The following is an 18,825-nucleotide window of genomic DNA, read 5'->3' on the forward strand; positions in this document are numbered from 1 at the left end:
GATAAATCAAATTTAGTGCCATCGCTAAAAACCAGCACTGAGGTGCTCATAGCCATAATCAGGTGGCTAGCACTGTCCAGAAGCGGACAAATCGCTGTCCATGTTTGGACAGTAAAATGGAGAGCCAACCGGTGTTTAAAACATGGATAAATCCCCCAGCGTGTTTTGATATTCCTCATGCTATCGATGGACGGCAGAAAGTCGTTCATCTGAGCTTACATTGAGAGGATCAAATTTTTCTATACATTCGGTAACCATCCTGACAAGTTGAAGTTTCCAGGAAAATTTCAACTCATGACCAGCAAACAACTTCCTCTTACGCTCAGCCTGACAGCCTGGCTTATCCGGCTTGTTAGCTCATTTGTATACAGCCAGCCGACGCCCGCGTCAACGACCATCGATGAGTTTCTGCGAAATAAGATGAAAGAACGCCGGATTACGGGGTTACAGCTGGCCGTAGTTCAGCACGGAAAAATTGCGCTACTTAAATCCTTTGGTCTGGCGAATGTGGAAGACTCCCTGCCGGTTACCAATCGAAGCATTTTCCCCATTTATTCCTGTACCAAAGCTTTTACGGGAGTAGCCATGATGCAATTGGTCGAAGAAGGAAAGGTGGATCTGACCGCTCCGGTTTCGCAGTACCTGGATGGGCTGCCCACAGCCTGGCAGCCGGTGACGATTCGGCAATTATTAACCCATGTTTCGGGTCTGCCCGATATGAATCGAATTTTAAATCCCAGCACCTATGGGCTACAGGGAATTGATAGCGAAGAAGCTGCCTGGGCAAAAATCCAGACCATGCCCATGGATTTCCCGACTGGTGAACAGTTTTCCTACAACCAGACGAATTATATCTTAATGGGAAAAATCATCGATAAATTTACCGGAAAGCCGTTTACCCAGATTTATAAAGAACGGCAATTTGACCTGGCCGGTATGCCTTCAACGGTCTTTGGCGATTCACGGGATATCATTCCCAAAATCGTGCAATCGTATCGGTACGTTTCCCGGCTTGATGGAAAGGCCCTTGGTTCGGAAAAACTAATCCATTCCTACGGCGAACATCCGCCCTTTAAGCGCACCGCTTCGGGCCTCAATAGCACCGCCGAAGATATTGCGCACTGGGTGATAGCCCTCCAACAGGGTAAGCTTTTTAAGACAAAAGCAGCGCTCAATACGTTATGGACGGCAGGTACATACAACAATGGAAAGCCTACCCAATGGGCTTTAGGCTGGGTAACCAAGCCTCGCCCAACCCATAGGGCAGTGACGATCACCGGCGGATCGGTGTCCGCTATTTTTGTGTACCCTGAGGATGATTTGGCCATCATCGCCCTCACCAATCGGTCGGGGTCTTATCCGGAGGAATTTCTGGACGAACTGGCGGGGTACTTTAATCCCGCAATTCCGTTGGCCGATCCCATCACGGCATTGCGGATGCAACTACAGACGCGTGGCTTTACACAGGCTCTTTCCATTGCTGATGAATTAAAACAGAAGGACAAAAGTAGCTGGCCCACAGAGAATGATCTGAATGATTGGGGATACCGGATGATGAATGGCGGGGGTAACGCCCAGCATGCCCTGGAAGTGTTCAAGCTAATCGTTCGGCTCTATCCCGATAGTTGGAATGCGTATGACAGTCTGGGGGAAGCCCTGTTGAAAAACGGCCACAAAGCCGAAGCGATCAGTATGTATCGAAAATCCGTCGAGCTGAACCCCGACAATCAAAATGGGAAGAAGACATTAGAGCGATTAATGAACTAGATAGTTTTGGACAAATACAGGCGTCTCGGGGTATGAGACAACAACGTTTAAACAGATCGGCCATAGCTTCTGAATACTTTAGCTATTCCGTTTAATGCTTTGCTGATAAATGACGGATCAAGCCCTGTAATTGATCCCGCAAACCGATCAGCTCGTCTAGTTTCATTTCCTCAGATAATAGACCACCGACCAAAGACTCCGGGATCAAGGCCGCATCAGCCTGTAGCTGATGGCCCTTTTCAGTTAATTTGACAATCACTTTCCGCTCATCCTTTTTTGAGCGCTGCCGTTCCAGCAGGCCTAATGTTTCCATTCGTTTGAGCAACGGAGTTACCGTATTGGTATCTAACAGCAATTGTTGAGTAATCGAATTAATGGGAATCTCATCGGTTTCCCATAGAACCAGCAGAACCAGATATTGGGGATAGGTTAAGCCCAGTTTATCCAGATAGGGTTGATACGCTCTGGTGATCAGCCGAGAGGCCGTATACACGGGAAAGCATACCTGGTTTTGTAGCTTAAGTTGGTTTAATGTCATTGGCTAAATCGTCAACGCTCAGAACTGAGTGGTAAATATACCGATTAAAGGCAGATCGATTAATGGGTAAGCTGCTTTCTACTCCGCCATGCTTTCCAGGCCCCCGTAGACCATAAAGCCCAGATGACCAGAAGTGGCTGAAAGAACAAACGAACTGTACGGGCCAGATCGGTATTTAAATGAAAGGCATTGGTATGATTGACGAGTTGAGCGATGTTGCCCGGAAAAATTAACACAAAGAAGGCCGCTACCACCCAGCCAGTAACAACCCGCTGCCGTGACCAAAGTAGCAATGACAGGCCCAGTGTTATCTCGACAAGACCTGACAGAATAACCACCAAATCGCTGTTTATTGGTATCCAGTTAGGCACTTGAGCCTGAAACTCATCCCGTGACCAGCTTAGATGGCTCGTTCCGGCAAAACTTAGAGCCAGGCCAAGTACTATCCGCCCAATATGCTGAGCGATGGTCGTTTGTTGCGTGTTATTGGTTGTGGGCATGATCAAGGAGTTCGTCAATTAATGTCAGGTTAACCTCCACATTATTCCGGATTGCTTTCGAGTAGGGACAGGTTGCATGGGCTTTGTCCAGTAACGCCTGAGCGGTGATCTGATCGATTCCTTCGATGCGAACGGCCAACGATACTGCCAGATTATAATTTGTCGGGTCTGTCATTTGAAGACTGACGGTAGCCGAAACTGTAGAATTAATTTTCAGCTTTTGTTGCCGGGCTACCAGATTTAAGGCGCTATCAAAACAGGCCGCATACCCAGCCGCAAAGAGTTGTTCTGGATTGGTAAAGGCACCCGCGGGTCCTCCCATTGTCTGAGGAACACGCACGTCAAGCGTTAAGACACCATCATCACTGGCAACCTGACCATCCCGTCCACCCGTAGCATTAACCCTTGTTTGATATACAGTTTTCATTGAATTCTATTTTAATCGTTTACGATTATATCGTTTACGATACAAATATATAAACTCTTTCAACGTGAACCAAACGGATTATTGAGCTTTAACTAACAGCAACTCTTGCTGTTTAGCTTACATTTTACCCTCAGCTTTATCGACCAGATGGCTTTTTAAAACATTCATTTTACCTCAACTTTTCGTTCCATCGCTGGTACTTTCACTCGGTAGACTCTCACTTTATTCTGTTTCATATCATTCACACCAATCTAATCTATAGCTGGGCTCAATAGGATAACCTTCGGGCAATCTCTGACAGAACCTTATATCTGCCTAGCGCATTTGCCTACTACACGGTCAGGCAACCCACCCTCCGCTCCCCGAAATAGCTTGCCATCTGACTGGTTTTTTCATCTGCTTCAGCCCATTGATACGCTTACACCTTGATGATTATCAGACCATGGACTGATCCTTCTCACAATCCGGGCCTCCACCTGACCCCATCTTTGCCGGTACCATAATAACCGATACATGGTATCGATACGCGTGACGGCAACAAAACTCGCACGACCGGTAAAACCCAAATGTATTTTTTGAGGTTGTTAAATTGTTGTCGCTTACGCTGTTATGGTGTGTGGTGGTTCACGGCAGATCCAACCAATACTTATTGACTTAATAGTAAATTGTAAACGTGTCGGTACGAATAACTGCAGCCGGTCCGACAACGCCAAATAAATTCACCTTCCTCTGATAATGCGATGACTGAGAACTCAACCGAAACCCATTACACCCACACAGAAGATAGCCTACAGGCTATTGACGCTTACTGGCGGGCGGCTAATTACCTGTCCGTGGGACAGATGTACCTGCGCGACAATCCGTTGCTGAGAGAACCGCTAAAGCCTGAGCATATTAAAGCAATGCTGCTGGGTCACTGGGGAACTACACCAGGGCAGAATTTCATTTACGCCCACCTGAACCGGCTTATTCGGGAACACGACCTGAATATGATTTACTTGTCCGGCCCAGGGCATGGAGGTCCGGCGCTGGTGGCCAACACCTATCTGGAAGGAACTTACAGCGAAGTGTATTCCAACATCACCCAGGATGAAGCGGGTATGAAAAAGTTGTTTACCCAGTTTTCGTTTCCGGGAGGCATACCTAGCCATGTATCACCCGAATGTCCAGGCTCTATCCACGAAGGGGGCGAGTTAGGTTATTCGCTGAGCCATGCATTTGGGGCCGTCTTCGACAACCCGGATTTGATTGCCGCCTGCGTTGTGGGTGACGGTGAAGCCGAGACCGGGCCATTAGCTACTGCCTGGCATTCGAACAAGTTTTTGAACCCCGTAACCGATGGTACTGTACTGCCCATTCTTCACCTGAACGGCTACAAAATTGCCAACCCGGCTGTTCTGGCCCGCATTAGCCATGAAGAGCTTCAGCAGTTATTTTTCGGCTACGGATGGACGCCTTACTTTGTCGAGGGTGACGATCCCAAAATCATGCACCAGGCAATGGCCAAGACACTGGACGAGGTTATCCAGTCTATTCACGCTATTCGACAACAAGCAAGCGGGCAGGATAAAATCGAGCGGCCACGCTGGCCAATGATTATCCTGCGTTCACCAAAAGGCTGGACGGGCCCCAAAGAGGTAAATGGTCTGCCCGTAGAAGGTACGTTTCGGGCGCATCAGGTGCCTATTACCGACCCGGCTACCCATCCAGGTCACCTGGCTCAATTAGAATCCTGGCTGAAAAGTTACCGTCCTGAAGAGCTGTTTGATGAAGCGGGTCGATTAATTCCCGAACTGCAAGCCCTGGCACCGCTGGAAAATCGACGGATGGGTGCAAACCCTCACGCTAATGGAGGTCTGTTACTGAAGGATCTGCACATGCCTGACTTTCGCAGTTACGCCGTTCCGCTTGAAAAACCGGGTAGCATTCATGAATCGGATACAACCGTGCTGGGACGTTTTTTACGGGACATCATCAGGCTCAATGAATCGCAACGGAATTTCAGGCTGTTTGGCCCCGATGAAACGCTGTCGAATAAACTAAATGCGGTTTTTGAAGCCACCAATCGCCAGTGGGAAGGCGAGCAAATTCCAACGGATGAATTTCTGGCTCCCGACGGTCGCGTGATGGAAATGCTCAGCGAACACCAGTGCGAAGGCTGGCTGGAGGGCTATCTGCTGACAGGCCGACATGGTCTGTTTAACAGCTATGAAGCATTTATCCATATCGTGGATTCGATGTTCAATCAACATGCCAAGTGGCTGAAAGTAACACGAGGTATCCCATGGCGACGCAACATAGCTTCCCTTAATTACCTGCTGGCGTCGCACGTCTGGCGGCAGGACCACAACGGGTTTACCCATCAGGACCCAGGCTTTATTGATCTGGTGGTCAACAAAAAATCGGAAATTGTGCGGGTATATTTACCCCCCGATGCCAACTGTTTGCTCTCGGTGATGGACCATTGCCTGCGGTCACGGCATTATGTCAATGTGGTGGTAGCCGGTAAGCATCCGGCTCCCCAATGGCTGGATATGCCCTCCGCTGTGACTCATTGCACGAGGGGTATCGGGATATGGACCTGGGCCAGCAACGATACCGGCTACGAACCGGACGTGGTGATGGCCTGCGCTGGCGATGTGCCTACGCTGGAGACTCTGGCGGCTGTGTCCATCCTGCGCCAATACCTGCCAGATTTAAAAATTCGGGTGGTGAACGTGGTTGACCTGATGCGGCTCCAATCGGCCAGTGAACACCCGCATGGCCTGGACGATACGGCCTTTGACTTACTTTTCACGGAAAATAAACCCGTAATCTTTGCTTTTCACGGATATCCATGGTTGATTCACCGACTGACTTACAAACGGACCAATCATCGAAATATCCATGTTCGGGGCTACAAGGAGGAAGGCACCATTACCACGCCATTTGACATGACCGTACTTAATGAGCTGGACCGCTATCACCTTGTCCAGGACGTCGTCGATCGGTTACCTCAGCTCAGGAATCGGATGGCCTACCTGAAGCAGCAGATGCAGGACAAGCTAATTGAACATCGGCAGTACATCAATACGTACGGCCAGGATATGCCCGAGGTACGCAACTGGACCTGGGGTATTTGAGGAAATTTCCGGCAGGATTGACAGCAGGGGAAACCATTTGCCAATCCTGCCGAAGAAACTGTTGGAAAGCATATTATGACGAAATCCATATTCATCGCGTCGGTAGAGCCGTATACAGGAAAATCATTACTGGCATTGGGCTTAGTAAATAGTCTGCTGGGAAAAACGCAGAAAGTGGGCTATTTCAAACCCATTATTACGCAGCAAACGCCTGGTCAGAAAGAAATTCACATTGAAGCCATTCTGGACTATTTCGCGTTACCGATCAGCTACGAGGATACCTACGCCTTTACCCAGCAGGAAGCCCTGCAACATATGGAGTCGGAAGGCCGGGGCGAAATGCTCAATACCATCATCAGCAAGTATAAGAAACTGGAAGAAAGCTGTGATTTTACGGTCATCGAAGGGAGTGATTTTCTGGGTGAAGGCATCGCGTTCGAGTTTGAGTCCAATGCTGCCATTGCCAAAAACCTGGGCGCACCCGTCCTCATTATCATTACCGGCGAAAGTAAATCTACCGCACAGATCATCAGCTCAGCCCTGAGCGCCTTACAGGGCTTCGAAAGCCGGGAGGTACAGGTGCTTGGTTTGGTTGCCAATCGGGTGAAACCCGAGCAAGTGGAGGATGTACGGGAACTGCTTCGAATGCAGCTACCCACCGACATGATGCTGACCGTCATTCCGTGGGAAAAACAGCTGCAAAGTCCGACCATGAAGGAAATCAGGGACGCCCTGGGAGCCAGGGTACTCGTGGGCGAAAGCCTTCTTACTAACCAGGTCGATAATTTTGTTACAGGTGCCATGATGCTGCCGAACTTCCTGAATTACATCAAGGAAAACGTGCTGATCGTAACGCCGGGCGACCGGGGTGATATCATCATCGGGGCTTTGCAGGCAAATCTGTCGGCCAATTATCCCAAAGTTGCGGGGATTGTGCTGACGGCCGGTACAGAACCCGACGAACCCATTACCCGCCTGATTGCGGGGCTTCAGACAGTCATTCCCATTCTGGCCGTTCAACAGGGCACCTTTGGTACAACAACAGCCATTGGGGCCATTCATTCCCGCATTACCGCCGATAACCGGAAGAAAATCGAACTGGCGATCGACGTATTCGAGAAGAATGTGGACACCAAAGCGCTGGATAACCGGCTGGTAACCTTTCATTCGGAAGGAATTACCCCGCATATGTTTCAGTATCAGCTCGTCAAAGCGGCCCGAAGCCAGAAAAAACACATCGTTTTACCAGAAGGAAATGACGACCGAATTCTGAAAGCAGCCGCCCGACTGGTCGCACAAAACATCGTAGACCTGACCATTCTGGGCGATGAGGCCGAAATTTTGGCATCCGCCAAACGGCTGGGCTTAACCCTCGACACCAGTGTTGTGTCTATTATTAACCCGGCCCTATCGGAAAACTACGATTCATACGCGGCTACGTTGTACGAACTACGCAAAGCTAAAAACGTGAACCTCGACATGGCGCGGGATATGATGCTGGATGTATCGTACTTCGGTACGATGATGGTTTACCAGGGACACGCTGATGGCATGGTGTCGGGGGCGGTTCACACGACCCAGCACACCATTCGGCCCGCCCTGCAATTTATCAAGACCAAACCGGGCGTGTCACTGGTATCTTCGGTCTTTTTCATGTGTCTGCCCGACCGCGTATCCGTTTTTGGTGACTGTGCCGTGAATCCAAATCCAACGGCCGCACAACTGGCCGAAATTGCGATATCCTCTGCCGAAAGCAGCGCCCGTTTTGGCATTGAGCCGCGTATTGCCATGCTTTCGTATTCGTCGGGAACGTCGGGGGAAGGCGAAGACGTAGAGAAAGTACGGCAGGCAACCGCCATCGTTCAGGAAAAACGACCGGATTTGAAAATTGAAGGGCCTATTCAATATGATGCAGCCGTAGACCCACTGGTGGGCAGCCAGAAGTTACCGAATTCTGAGGTAGCCGGTCGGGCCAGTGTGTTGATATTTCCTGACTTAAATACGGGCAACAACACCTACAAAGCGGTTCAGCGGGAAACGGGTGCGCTTGCTATTGGCCCCATGCTTCAGGGCCTCAACAAACCCATTAATGACTTGAGCCGGGGCTGCACGGTAGATGATGTGTTCAATACGGTTGTTATCACAGCCATTCAGTGTCAGGATAGTATGTAGTATTTTTAAGTCGATTAACAGGGTTCAGGATTGGAATCAGGAAAACGCGTTAATCTTGCCAGAAAATAGACAAGCATGTACATTTTAGTTATAAACGCCGGCAGTAGCTCCCTAAAATACCAGCTCTTTGATATGCCTTCCGACAAACCACTTTGTTCGGGGCTCATTGAACGAATTGGTACGGATGAGGCATTCATCCGGCATAAAATCCTGACTTCTGTTCCTGCGCAAACCATTGAACGGAAAGCCACAATTGCCGACCATACAGCCGGGCTTCAGCAGATGGTATACCTGTTGTCGGATGCTCAGATTGGCATAATTCATTCGGCCGACGAAATTCAGGCCGTTGGCCATCGGGTCGTTCATGGGGGAGAACGCTTTGCTGGCGCTACACTGATCACACCGGCCGTTAAAGAAGCGATAAAAGCTTTGTTTCCGCTGGCTCCGCTCCACAATCCTGTCAATTACAAGTGCATCGAAATCGCAGAAAAGACATTTCCCAATGCCCGACAAATTGCGATTTTCGACACAGCTTTTCACCAGACGATGCCTGCATACGCTTTCCGCTATGCGATTCCGGAAGAATTGTACGCAGAAGATGGCATCCGGGTTTATGGATTTCATGGCACCAGTCATAAATATGTCAGCGAGAAAGCATCGGCCTGGTTAGGCAAACCTGATGCTAAACTTATCAGCCTGCACTTGGGAAATGGCTGTAGTATTACCGCTGTTCAGGCAGGCAAATCGATCGACACCAGCATGGGATTTAGCCCATTGGCTGGCTTAGTTATGGGAACCCGTTCGGGCGATATTGACCCCGCCATTATTTTCCATTTAGTTTCAAATGGCTACAGCCCTGACGAGGTGAATGATCTGCTCAATAAACAGTCGGGCATGCAGGGGCTTACAGGACTGAATGACATGCGCGATATTCGGAAAGCGCTGGAAGCTGGTAATCGGGCAGCCGCCCTTGCCCTTGATATCTATGCCTACCGAATCCGGAAATACATTGGCGCTTATGCCGCCGTTCTGAATGGTCTGGATGCCTTGCTATTTACGGCAGGCGTCGGTGAAAATGACAGCGCCATGCGTGAACAGGTTTGCAGTTCCCTGGATGTACTGAATATCCATCTTGATTCCTCCAAAAACAGCACTAGTTCGAGTGAGATTCGGGATGTTAGCCGCGCTGGTGCTGCAGTCAAAATTTTAGTCATTCCAACCAACGAAGAGTTGGAAATTGCCATTCAAAGTTTTGAGCTGTTGTTCCCCAGTTAATATAATCCTGTAACATCTGCTGCATAAAAGACCAACCAACGAACAAGGTTTCTGACAACGAACATTTGGCAGGCAGTAAATTTATTGGCTCGGAAATGAAATATGGCTATTGCATATAGTTGGTCAGCAAACTATATGCCGGGTTTTGGCTGATAATTTCTACCCTTCAACTAGACAATTCATTTCATATAGGTATTCGACCATTTGGTTAGCCATTTGCTGCTTTTTGAGATAAATAGCGATTATCAAAATTGTGTGGCATCAGAATTGTTTTCATTCCGTCAAACTATCAGTACCAGAACGTTCTAAGTGCTAATACCGATTGGATTTTTTCCGATTTAGTCCCTGATTATCAGCAAAATACCTTTTTCACTTTCTTCATTTAGGGGTAACAATCATCGCTTTTGAATACGTAAAGCAATTTGTGAGTATAACAACTCATTAACCATATGATCTACAGCTACCCCTGAAGAAGATTAGCGGTTATAAAGTATTTACTGATTTATTGTCGTCACCTGATCGATTTCGATTTGGAGCAAGAGGGTTCTAGCTTAACTGTGCATCTATCAACTAGTTACAAGAAAAATGATAAACAACTTATCCAGAAGTCTGCTTCTACAGATCTGTTTGTTATTAAGTGGCTACTCGCAAGCCCAACAACCCATCAGCAATCAGCCAGCTACGTCAATCGCTACAGATTGGGCCGATATGACCGTGCGGATCATGACAAAAGCACCTAAAAACACACCAACGTACGGGTCCAGAGCCATTGGCTATCTGGGCCTGACCATGTACGAAACAGTGGTCTATTCCTCTCCGAAGCATCGCTCAGTGATGCGAAAATTGGCTGACACGCTTACGTTACCAAAACCCGATCTTCAGAAAGCCTACTGCTGGGAACTCGCCCTCAATGCCGGGCAAGCTTATATGCTAAAAGCCTTTTATGCCTATACGAATAGAACGCTATCGATTGACTCGCTGGAAGAAGCTATCCGCCATCGCTATGCAGCAAGCCTTACACCAGAGGTAGTTGATCGATCGGAACAATTTGGCAAAGCCATCGCCACAAAGATTTACGAATGGTCGAAGAGCGATGGGGGACATGAAGGATACCTTTACAATTTCCCTAAAGATTACGAACGCGCCCAGGGTCCAGGCCTGTGGGTACCCCCTGTAATTGGCCAGTCAAATACCAAAATTCCAATGCACCCTACCTGGGGTAAGAATCGACCGTTTTCTTTCCGCAATGCCCAACTGCCATTGCCTAAACCACTGGTCTATTCGACTGATACGACGAGTAAGTATTTTCGGCAATACAAAGAAGTATTTGATCGACATAAGTCGCTTACGGATTCAGACCGAGCTATTGTGATGTGGTGGGGCGATGACCCAATTGAGACTTGCTCTCCTCCTGGTCACTCGTACAATCTGGCTACGATTGCGATTCGCAACAGTGATGCCGGTCTGGTAAAAGCCGCCGAAACCTATGCACGAGTGGGAATGGCCGTTGCTGATGCGTTTATCTGCTGCTGGAAAGCTAAATTTACCTTTATGGTAGAACGTCCTTCTTCCTTTATTAAAGCCCGGATTTCTACCACTACGAACAAGCGGTATTCGTGGTTACCTTTTTTTCTGGAACCCCCTTTTCCTTCCTTTTATTCGGGCCATGCGGTACAATCGGCTGCCACAGCCACGGTTCTGACCGAATTGTATGGTCCTGGTTTTTCATTTACTGATAATACACATTCTCACCGCCCCCAACTGACGTATTATATTCAGGGGCCGTTGCCCGATAATCCAAATCCTACCAATAATATCTATCTACTTCCAAACTTTTCCACGCATACATTAAAGTTTGAAGCCCGCCACTACACTTCGTTTTGGGCGGCTGCTCAGGAGTGTGCCGATTCGCGATTGTTAGGTGGTATCCATACCCGATACGATAATGAAGTTGGCTTGGCTGAAGGTGCTAAAATAGGCCATAATATTAACGCGCTCCGCTGGCACTAGGCTGGTAGATTTGTGGATGGTCGAATGTGATAACTGCCAATGCCAGGCGCATATGCATTTACCCAAATTTAAACTGGTATAATTACTGCTATAGCTTGTCCGACCCACTCATTGCGCATTCAGTTGCTATTTTACGGATCTAGGTCTTTCTTAGATCCGTTTGTTTTATCACAACGTTACTTTTTACTTTAAGCCGCCTTGAACTCCAAATAGAGCTTTGAAAACTCAAGGCCAGCCCCTGCGATTATTGCAAAAGAATGAGCAAATAAACCGGATTAAAACCACCAAGCGAACGACGTATAAGTAGCTCCGTTACACAACAAGTTGTGAATTAACATAGGCAACTCTCTCAACTTTATGCTGAATCTATACGCACGTTGAAGAACAGTATTACAGAAGTTAAGCCTTCCATAATACCCAAAATCGGAAAAGGTATTTATCTATAAAAGGGTACATTTTCCATTTCAATCTACTGCATACTGTCAATGCAACGATTCTTTATAGACATAGTAGTCTATTAAATAATAAATAAAAATTAATTTTAAATAAACATTTATTCACCCATTTTGATAAATCACTTGTAGTACTATGTGAATAAGAGCCGTAATTATTGTACTATATGAATAATTTCAAAATCTCTACAAATTGGATACTTATCCATTGGAAAAAATTAACTCGAATGTTTTTTTTGATGAGTCTAGTATGTTGCTATGCAAACGTTCAGGCCAATGAATTGGAGCAAAAGTTGACAATTTCCGGCAATAACATCAATATTCAGAAGGTATTTCAAACAATTAAACGAAAGACTGGCCTGACAATCTTTTACAGTAATGAGCTACTAAATGATAAAGCAAAAGTGAATATCGATTTTAAGAATCAGACGGTCAGCAAGGTTCTTGACTATATTTTGCATGATAAGAATATTGGCTATAAAGTAACGAGCAGTAATGTTATCACCCTAACAAAACTGCCTGAAAAAAAACGCGAAGAAACACAAGTTATTATTCTGCAAGTGAATGAGATATTGATAACAGGTTCTGTTTCTGATTCAAAAGGGGAAGCACTTATTGGGGTAAGCATCGTGATTAGGGGTACAACTAAAGGTACAATCACTGATAAGGATGGCAAGTTTAGTATTTCCGTAAATAGTTCCAGCAATATACTCACTTTTTCCTTTGTAGGCTTTAAGTCATTGGATGTACCCGTCGATTCCAGAACAACAATAAATGTTGTTCTGGAATCAAGTCTAAACGTTTTGGATGAAGCGGTTGTAGTAGGCTATGGTACTCAGAAAAAAAGTGATATTTCAGGAGCAATTTCATCCATTAAGGGTAATGATTTAACTAGTACGCCCTCGAATACCCTAATTCAGTCTATGCAAGGCAGGGCCAGTGGTGTTGACATTCGTGCTGCTTCCAATGCACCGGGTGGGGGCATGAGAATTAGAATAAGAGGCACAAACTCAATTAATGCTTCGAGTCAGCCCCTGTATGTTATAGATGGTTTTCCTATTGACAATATTAGTACATCACCTGATGCGGCTGGTAGTACGGCACAGCCAGCCGATCCATTATCATCGATAAGCCCTAGTTCAATTGCCTCCGTCGAAATCCTTAAAGATGCTTCGGCAACGGCTATTTATGGTGCCAGGGGGGCCAATGGTGTAGTTATTATTACAACAAAAAGAGGAACCGAAGGTAAACCAACTGTAGAATTCGACTATAGTTTAAAAATTGCCAGAGTAAGAAAGAAGCTTGATTTGGCCAATGCAGAGGAATTGGCAATACTAACTAATGAATGGGCAACCAATACAAATGTGCCACTGATCTATGATGGCATTAACAAACCACTACCTATTAAACTTGGGGAAGGCACTGACTGGCAGGATCAAATTTTTAGAACTGCCCAAACTAACACCTATAATTTATCAGTATCGGGAGGAACTCCTACTACCAAATATTTGATTTCGGGTAACTATCTGAATGAGGATGGAATCATTATAGAATCCAACTTCAAACGAGGGGGATTAAAATTTAACCTGGATCAAAATTTTGGCAAAAGAATTAGAGCCGGAATAAGCTTAAACCTCAATCGATCCATCAATCATGCGATTCCGAGTGATGGTAGTGGCTTTCAGAATGATTCTCCTTTGTGGAATGCGTTGGCTACAACACCTGTTATACCTGTTGTCGATGAGGCCGGGAATTATGTACATAATCACATTGAAACCTTTAAAATTTTAGAAAACCCGGTTTCAATTGCAAAGACCAGAACCGACATTACGACTATTAATAGAACCCTGGGAACAGCATTTGTAGATTTTGATATCTTGAAAAATTTGGTTTTCAGGGTAAAATTCGGTACCGATCTAATAAATTCAAAAAGAAATACTTACGTTCCTAATACCGCTCAAACACAGGCCCTTCCTAATTTGGGAATTGCATCGATAGGTGCTCTACAAAGCCTAAATGCACTGGCTGAATACACGCTTACCTATTCAGGCTCTATTGGTGATAATAATAGGATTACAGCAATGGGGGGATATACTTATCAGGAAAGAAAAACAGAAAATTCACTAACTACCGTCCAGGACTTCTTTACCAACACGTTATCATATAACAACTTAGGGATCGGGGCAAATATAAGGCCATCCAGTAGCAGTGCGGTTGAAACAGGGCTCTTATCGTATATAGGTAGGCTAACTTTTATTAATCGCGACAAGTATATTTTTACAGGAACTATCCGGAGAGACGGCTCTTCAAAGTTTGCAATTAACAATAAATGGGGGGTCTTTCCATCAGCTGCTTTAGCCTGGCGCATTAATAAAGAGCCATTTATGGCCAACATCTCAGCTATCAATGACCTGAAGTTACGATCAAGCTATGGGTTCACAGGGAATGAAAGTATTGGTGCATATTCTTCACTAGCTTTATATAACACGTCCAAACCTATTATTGGTGGGATTCCAGTAGTAGGATTAGCTCCTAATAGGATTCCTAACCCAAATTTGAAATGGGAAAAAACTTCGCAGTTTAATGTTGGCCTCGACCTGGAAGCCTTTAACGGTAAGGTTACTTTTACCGCAGAGTATTATTACAAAAAAACGGCAGATCTTCTACTAAATGTTTCGATACCTAATCAGTCAGGGTATGGATCTTCCGTACAAAACATCGGGGTAATCGCCAATAAAGGTTTTGAATTCAGTTTAGGATTGAATAATCAATTTAGAAGTGTTAAATGGACATCTAACGTCAATATTTCACTTAATCGGAATAAAGTACTGGTCCTGGCGACGGGACCTAATAAACTCATTTTCGATATTGGACAAGGCGAATCGGCGGGCTTTTCTATTGCCGAAATTGGCAAACCATTGGGCATGTTTTATGGATACCGTTTTGATGGAATATGGCAAACAAAGGAAGAAATAATAGCCGCCGGATATAAAGTGGGCGGACTTTTCAATCCAGGTATGGTACGGTATAAAGATTTGAACGGTGATGGTTTCAAACAAAATACCGACGACAGAGAAGTTATTGGCAACCCTAATCCCAAATTCATTTTTGGTTTCTCGAATTCACTCGCCTATAAAAATTGGAATTTGCTGATCTTCATAAATGGTAGCTATGGCAATGAAATCGCTAATTTAAATAGAATGGGGTTATTAGCACAACCTCAAAAACACAATGTATTGCAGGAATATTTTGATCAACGATGGAAAGGACCTGGAACAAGTAACACTATTGAAGCTCCAATTTCTCACGGAGCAGAATGGAAGAACTTTAGCGACCGAGACGTTTTAGATGGCTCTTATTTACGATTCAAAACCTTGAGTTTATCTTATGATTTTTCAAAAAACAATTTTGGGTTTGAATGGCTCAAACGTTCGCAAATCTATATCGCTATTGATAATTTGTTTACAATAACCAAGTATTCAGGGTTTGATCCTGAAGTAGATCTCTATTCGTCAAGTAATGTCCAGCTTGGTGTAGACAATGGGGCCTACCCCTCATCGAAAAGCATAAGAATTGGAATAAAATTAGGATTTTAATCACAGAAATATCATGAAACTGCAAAGTGCCAAACGCTTTTTGTCGCTAATTAATATAATTTTACTTACAGGTTGCGAGCATATATTGATTGAAAACCCGTCAAGCAATATAAGTAGTGTTAATTTTTACAAAAATGAAGCTGACGCTTTATCTGGATTGTACGGCGCATATTCGCAATTGTATAACATATACAATAATTCGTATATAGAATACGGTGAATTAAATGCCGATAACCTTAAAGGCTCTTACGTAAATACAGGCAACATTTTTGATATGTTTTCTATTAGTAATGAATCAACTGCTTCATTCTGGCAAAATTCTTTTAGTGGCGTAAATTTAGCCAACGAAGTTATTTATTACACAGATAGAATTAAAGCTCCTGCAGATAAAAAAGCGATTATAATTGCTGAAGCACGAGCATTGCGGGCAATTTATTATTTTAATCTTGTTCGCGCCATGGGAGGAGTCCCAATATACAAGACACCCACCTTAGGATTCGAAAATATTAATAATCCAAGGTCAACGCAAGAAGAGGTGTATACGCTAATAGTGGAAGATTTAAAAAATGCCGAGAATGTGCTACCACGATCAAGTATAGCCGGGCGGATTAATTCCAATATTGCAACGGCGCTTTTAGCAAGAATTTACTTATTCCGAAGCGACTTTAAAAATGCCTTCGCTAGTGCAAAGAGAATCATCGATAGTGGTAAGTATAAACTTTTCAATGATTATACAGATGCTTTTAAGCCAGATAAAAAAAATGGCATTGAGCATATCTTTCAAATACAATATTTGTCTGGTGAGCAAAATTCGGGGATTCCTGGCGCGTTTGGACCAAGATCACCCGCTGGTCCATATAATGGTACATTTTGGGCCAAAACATCTGTTTCAGGAAATTATGAACCAGAACAATCATTTGTAAATGAAAACCCCAAGTCTTATCGAAAAAGTGTTACAATAGCGAATAGCTATCTAGATATAAATGGCACGGGAAAAGTAATAACAATGAATGAAGTGTACAAAGGGAAATTTCCTTACTACATCAGCAAGTTCGACGACAGGGCCTCTGAATTACAATCCGGGGAAAACTTTAATGTCATACGCTATGCAGATATCCTGCTAATTGCTGCCGAATCGATAAATGAGATTGATCCTCAAAATGCCGATAAGTATAAATGGATTAATCAAATAAGAGAGCGCGCTCGCAATGGAATCAAAGATGATTTGCCAGATCTAGCCAATCTTTCTCAAGATGAATTCAGAACTGCAGTATTATCAGAGCGTAGGTTCGAATTGGCTTTTGAAGGAGAAAGAGCCTGGGATTTGAAAAGAAGAGGTCTGTTTCTGAAAACTATGCGGGCACAAGGCGCTATTATTGAGGATTATATGTTATTATTCCCAATTCCAAATACACAAATCATTCTCAATCCAAATCTGATTCAAAATCCGGGTTGGTGATTATTATATAGGATAAATCATCTCAGCTTTTAGTTCAATAATTTACTCGTACAGATTATGAAAATATATATATGTCTCTTCACGTTAATTTTTGGCATACCGATCATTTATAAGCCTGCTATTTTTGGCCAGGAAAAGCCAAATTTTATACTAATAATGGCAGATGATCAAGGTTGGGGTGATGTGTCATACAACGGGCATCCTTATTTGAAAACACCAAACTTAAATCGTATGGTAAAAGATGGTGTAAGGTTTACCCGATCCTATGCCGGTTCTGCAGTCTGCTCCCCTACACGCGCAAGTTTTTTAACAGGTAGAAATCCTGAAAGGTTTGGCGTATGCAACGCGAATTGCGGACATTTAAAAAAAGAGGAAATCTCAATATATGAAATGGTTAAACCGCAGGGCTATACAACAGGACATTTTGGAAAATGGCATCTGGGCACTCTCACAAAAGCAACACTTGATGCCAACCGGGGAGGAAATCCCCAGTTTGAACTGGATTATGCTCCTCCTTGGGAGCATGGAGTCGACGTAAGTTTTGTTACAGAATCAAAAGTGCCTACCTGGAATCCAATGCTAACTCCAGATACTTTGTCAATGGATGTCGACAGGAAAAAGCAAGGGAGTTCCTGGGGAACGAGTTATTGGGTTGGTGCAGGGAAAGTGGAAACAAAGAACCTGGAAGGAGACGATTCGAGAATCATTATGGATCGGGTATTACCATTTATTGACAATGCCTTAAAAGAGAAAAAACCATTTGTCAGTGTAATATGGTTTCATACTCCGCACTTGCCAGTATTGACCGGAGAAAAATATAAAAATATTTACGATGGGCTTTTAGAGGATCAAAGACAATATTATGGAGCAATCACAGCCATGGATGAGCAAATTGGTAGGTTACGAAATCATCTAGAGCAATTGGGAATCGATAAAAACACGATCATTACGTTTACCAGTGATAATGGTCCCGAAGGGAAAGCGCCAATTAAAAGGACACAAGGGCAAACTTATGGGCTGGATGGTAGAAAAAGAAGTTTAAAAGAAGGTGGAATAAGAGTTCCGGGCATTATGCTTTGGCCTGGAAAAATAGAGCCTGGAAGTGTAGAGAATACTCCTGTTTTTACTTCAGATTACTTTCCAACAATCGCTACAATATTGAATGTTGATATTAATAAATACAATAGACCTTATGATGGTACAAATATTCTTGAATTAATACAGGCCAATGGGGCTAAACCTAAATCTGATCGTTATCTTTCCTTTTTGTTGGAAGGTCAGGCTGCACATATTGGTATGAGATACAAAATTTACCGGCCTAATACTGATTCCGCCTGGCAAATGTTTGATCTTCTGTCAGATCCAGGCGAAACTAAAAATATATCAACAGAATACCCAGAATTATTCAATAAACTGATATTGGATTGGAATATCTGGGAAGCTTCGGTTAAAAGAAGTGCTGAGGGAAAAGATTATTAAGTAAATAATTAGCTTTAACCACAATGTT

11 protein-coding genes are annotated in these 18,825 nt (G+C 44.5%); 8 read left to right on the top strand and 3 right to left on the bottom strand.

The window, feature by feature from the left end; genetic code table 11:
* Window positions 1–294: 294 nt before the first annotated feature.
* Window positions 295–1,767 (top strand): serine hydrolase, encoded by a 1,473-nt coding sequence (locus G8759_RS21760; protein WP_167212360.1) that lies wholly within the window; start codon window positions 295–297, stop codon window positions 1,765–1,767.
* A 91-nt stretch (window positions 1,768–1,858) separates the two neighbouring features.
* Here the strand turns inward: G8759_RS21760 and G8759_RS21765 are convergent, their stop codons facing one another.
* Genes G8759_RS21765 through G8759_RS21775 form a run of 3 tightly spaced genes read right to left on the bottom strand, consistent with a single transcriptional unit; the run spans window position 1,859 to window position 3,232 of the window.
* A complete protein-coding gene (locus tag G8759_RS21765; RefSeq protein ID WP_167212363.1) occupies window positions 1,859–2,305 on the bottom strand; it encodes a MarR family winged helix-turn-helix transcriptional regulator in 447 nt (148 codons plus the stop codon).
* 59 nt (window positions 2,306–2,364) lie between these two features.
* On the bottom strand, window positions 2,365–2,805 hold the full coding sequence (locus G8759_RS21770) for a DoxX family protein (protein WP_167212366.1): 441 nt from the start codon (window positions 2,803–2,805) through the stop codon (window positions 2,365–2,367).
* Window positions 2,789–3,232, bottom strand: coding sequence for an organic hydroperoxide resistance protein (locus G8759_RS21775; RefSeq protein ID WP_167212369.1), 444 nt, complete (start codon window positions 3,230–3,232; stop codon window positions 2,789–2,791). The genes G8759_RS21770 and G8759_RS21775 overlap by 17 nt, the downstream gene beginning before the upstream one ends.
* A 740-nt stretch (window positions 3,233–3,972) precedes the next feature.
* On the opposite strand from G8759_RS21775, the gene G8759_RS21780 reads away from it, so the two are divergent.
* The 7 genes from G8759_RS21780 to G8759_RS21810 all read left to right on the top strand — a co-directional run bounded on the left by G8759_RS21780 (window position 3,973) and on the right by G8759_RS21810 (window position 18,797).
* Window positions 3,973–6,354 (top strand): phosphoketolase family protein, encoded by a 2,382-nt coding sequence (locus G8759_RS21780; protein WP_167212372.1) that lies wholly within the window; start codon window positions 3,973–3,975, stop codon window positions 6,352–6,354.
* A gap of 75 nt (window positions 6,355–6,429) precedes the next feature.
* Window positions 6,430–8,526, top strand: coding sequence for a phosphate acetyltransferase (pta, locus tag G8759_RS21785; RefSeq protein WP_167212376.1), 2,097 nt, complete (start codon window positions 6,430–6,432; stop codon window positions 8,524–8,526).
* Between the two features lie 75 nt (window positions 8,527–8,601).
* Entirely contained in the window at window positions 8,602–9,801 is a 1,200-nt protein-coding gene (locus G8759_RS21790; protein ID WP_167212379.1) for an acetate/propionate family kinase, read from the top strand.
* A 585-nt stretch (window positions 9,802–10,386) separates the two neighbouring features.
* Window positions 10,387–11,811 carry a vanadium-dependent haloperoxidase gene (locus G8759_RS21795; RefSeq protein WP_167212381.1) on the top strand — a complete coding sequence of 475 codons (1,425 nt, stop codon included), beginning with the start codon at window positions 10,387–10,389 and terminating at the stop codon, window positions 11,809–11,811.
* A gap of 619 nt (window positions 11,812–12,430) precedes the next feature.
* A complete protein-coding gene (locus G8759_RS21800; RefSeq protein ID WP_167212384.1) occupies window positions 12,431–15,859 on the top strand; it encodes a SusC/RagA family TonB-linked outer membrane protein in 3,429 nt (1,142 codons plus the stop codon).
* A 13-nt stretch (window positions 15,860–15,872) separates the two neighbouring features.
* Window positions 15,873–17,318 (top strand): RagB/SusD family nutrient uptake outer membrane protein, encoded by a 1,446-nt coding sequence (locus G8759_RS21805; RefSeq protein ID WP_167212389.1) that lies wholly within the window; start codon window positions 15,873–15,875, stop codon window positions 17,316–17,318.
* 57 nt (window positions 17,319–17,375) lie between these two features.
* Window positions 17,376–18,797: a sulfatase family protein gene (locus G8759_RS21810; RefSeq protein ID WP_167212394.1), complete on the top strand. Its 1,422-nt coding sequence runs from the start codon at window positions 17,376–17,378 to the stop codon at window positions 18,795–18,797.
* Window positions 18,798–18,825 lie beyond the last annotated feature (28 nt).

It is taken from the genome of Spirosoma aureum (assembly GCF_011604685.1).
GTDB lineage: Bacteria > Bacteroidota > Bacteroidia > Cytophagales > Spirosomataceae > Spirosoma > Spirosoma aureum.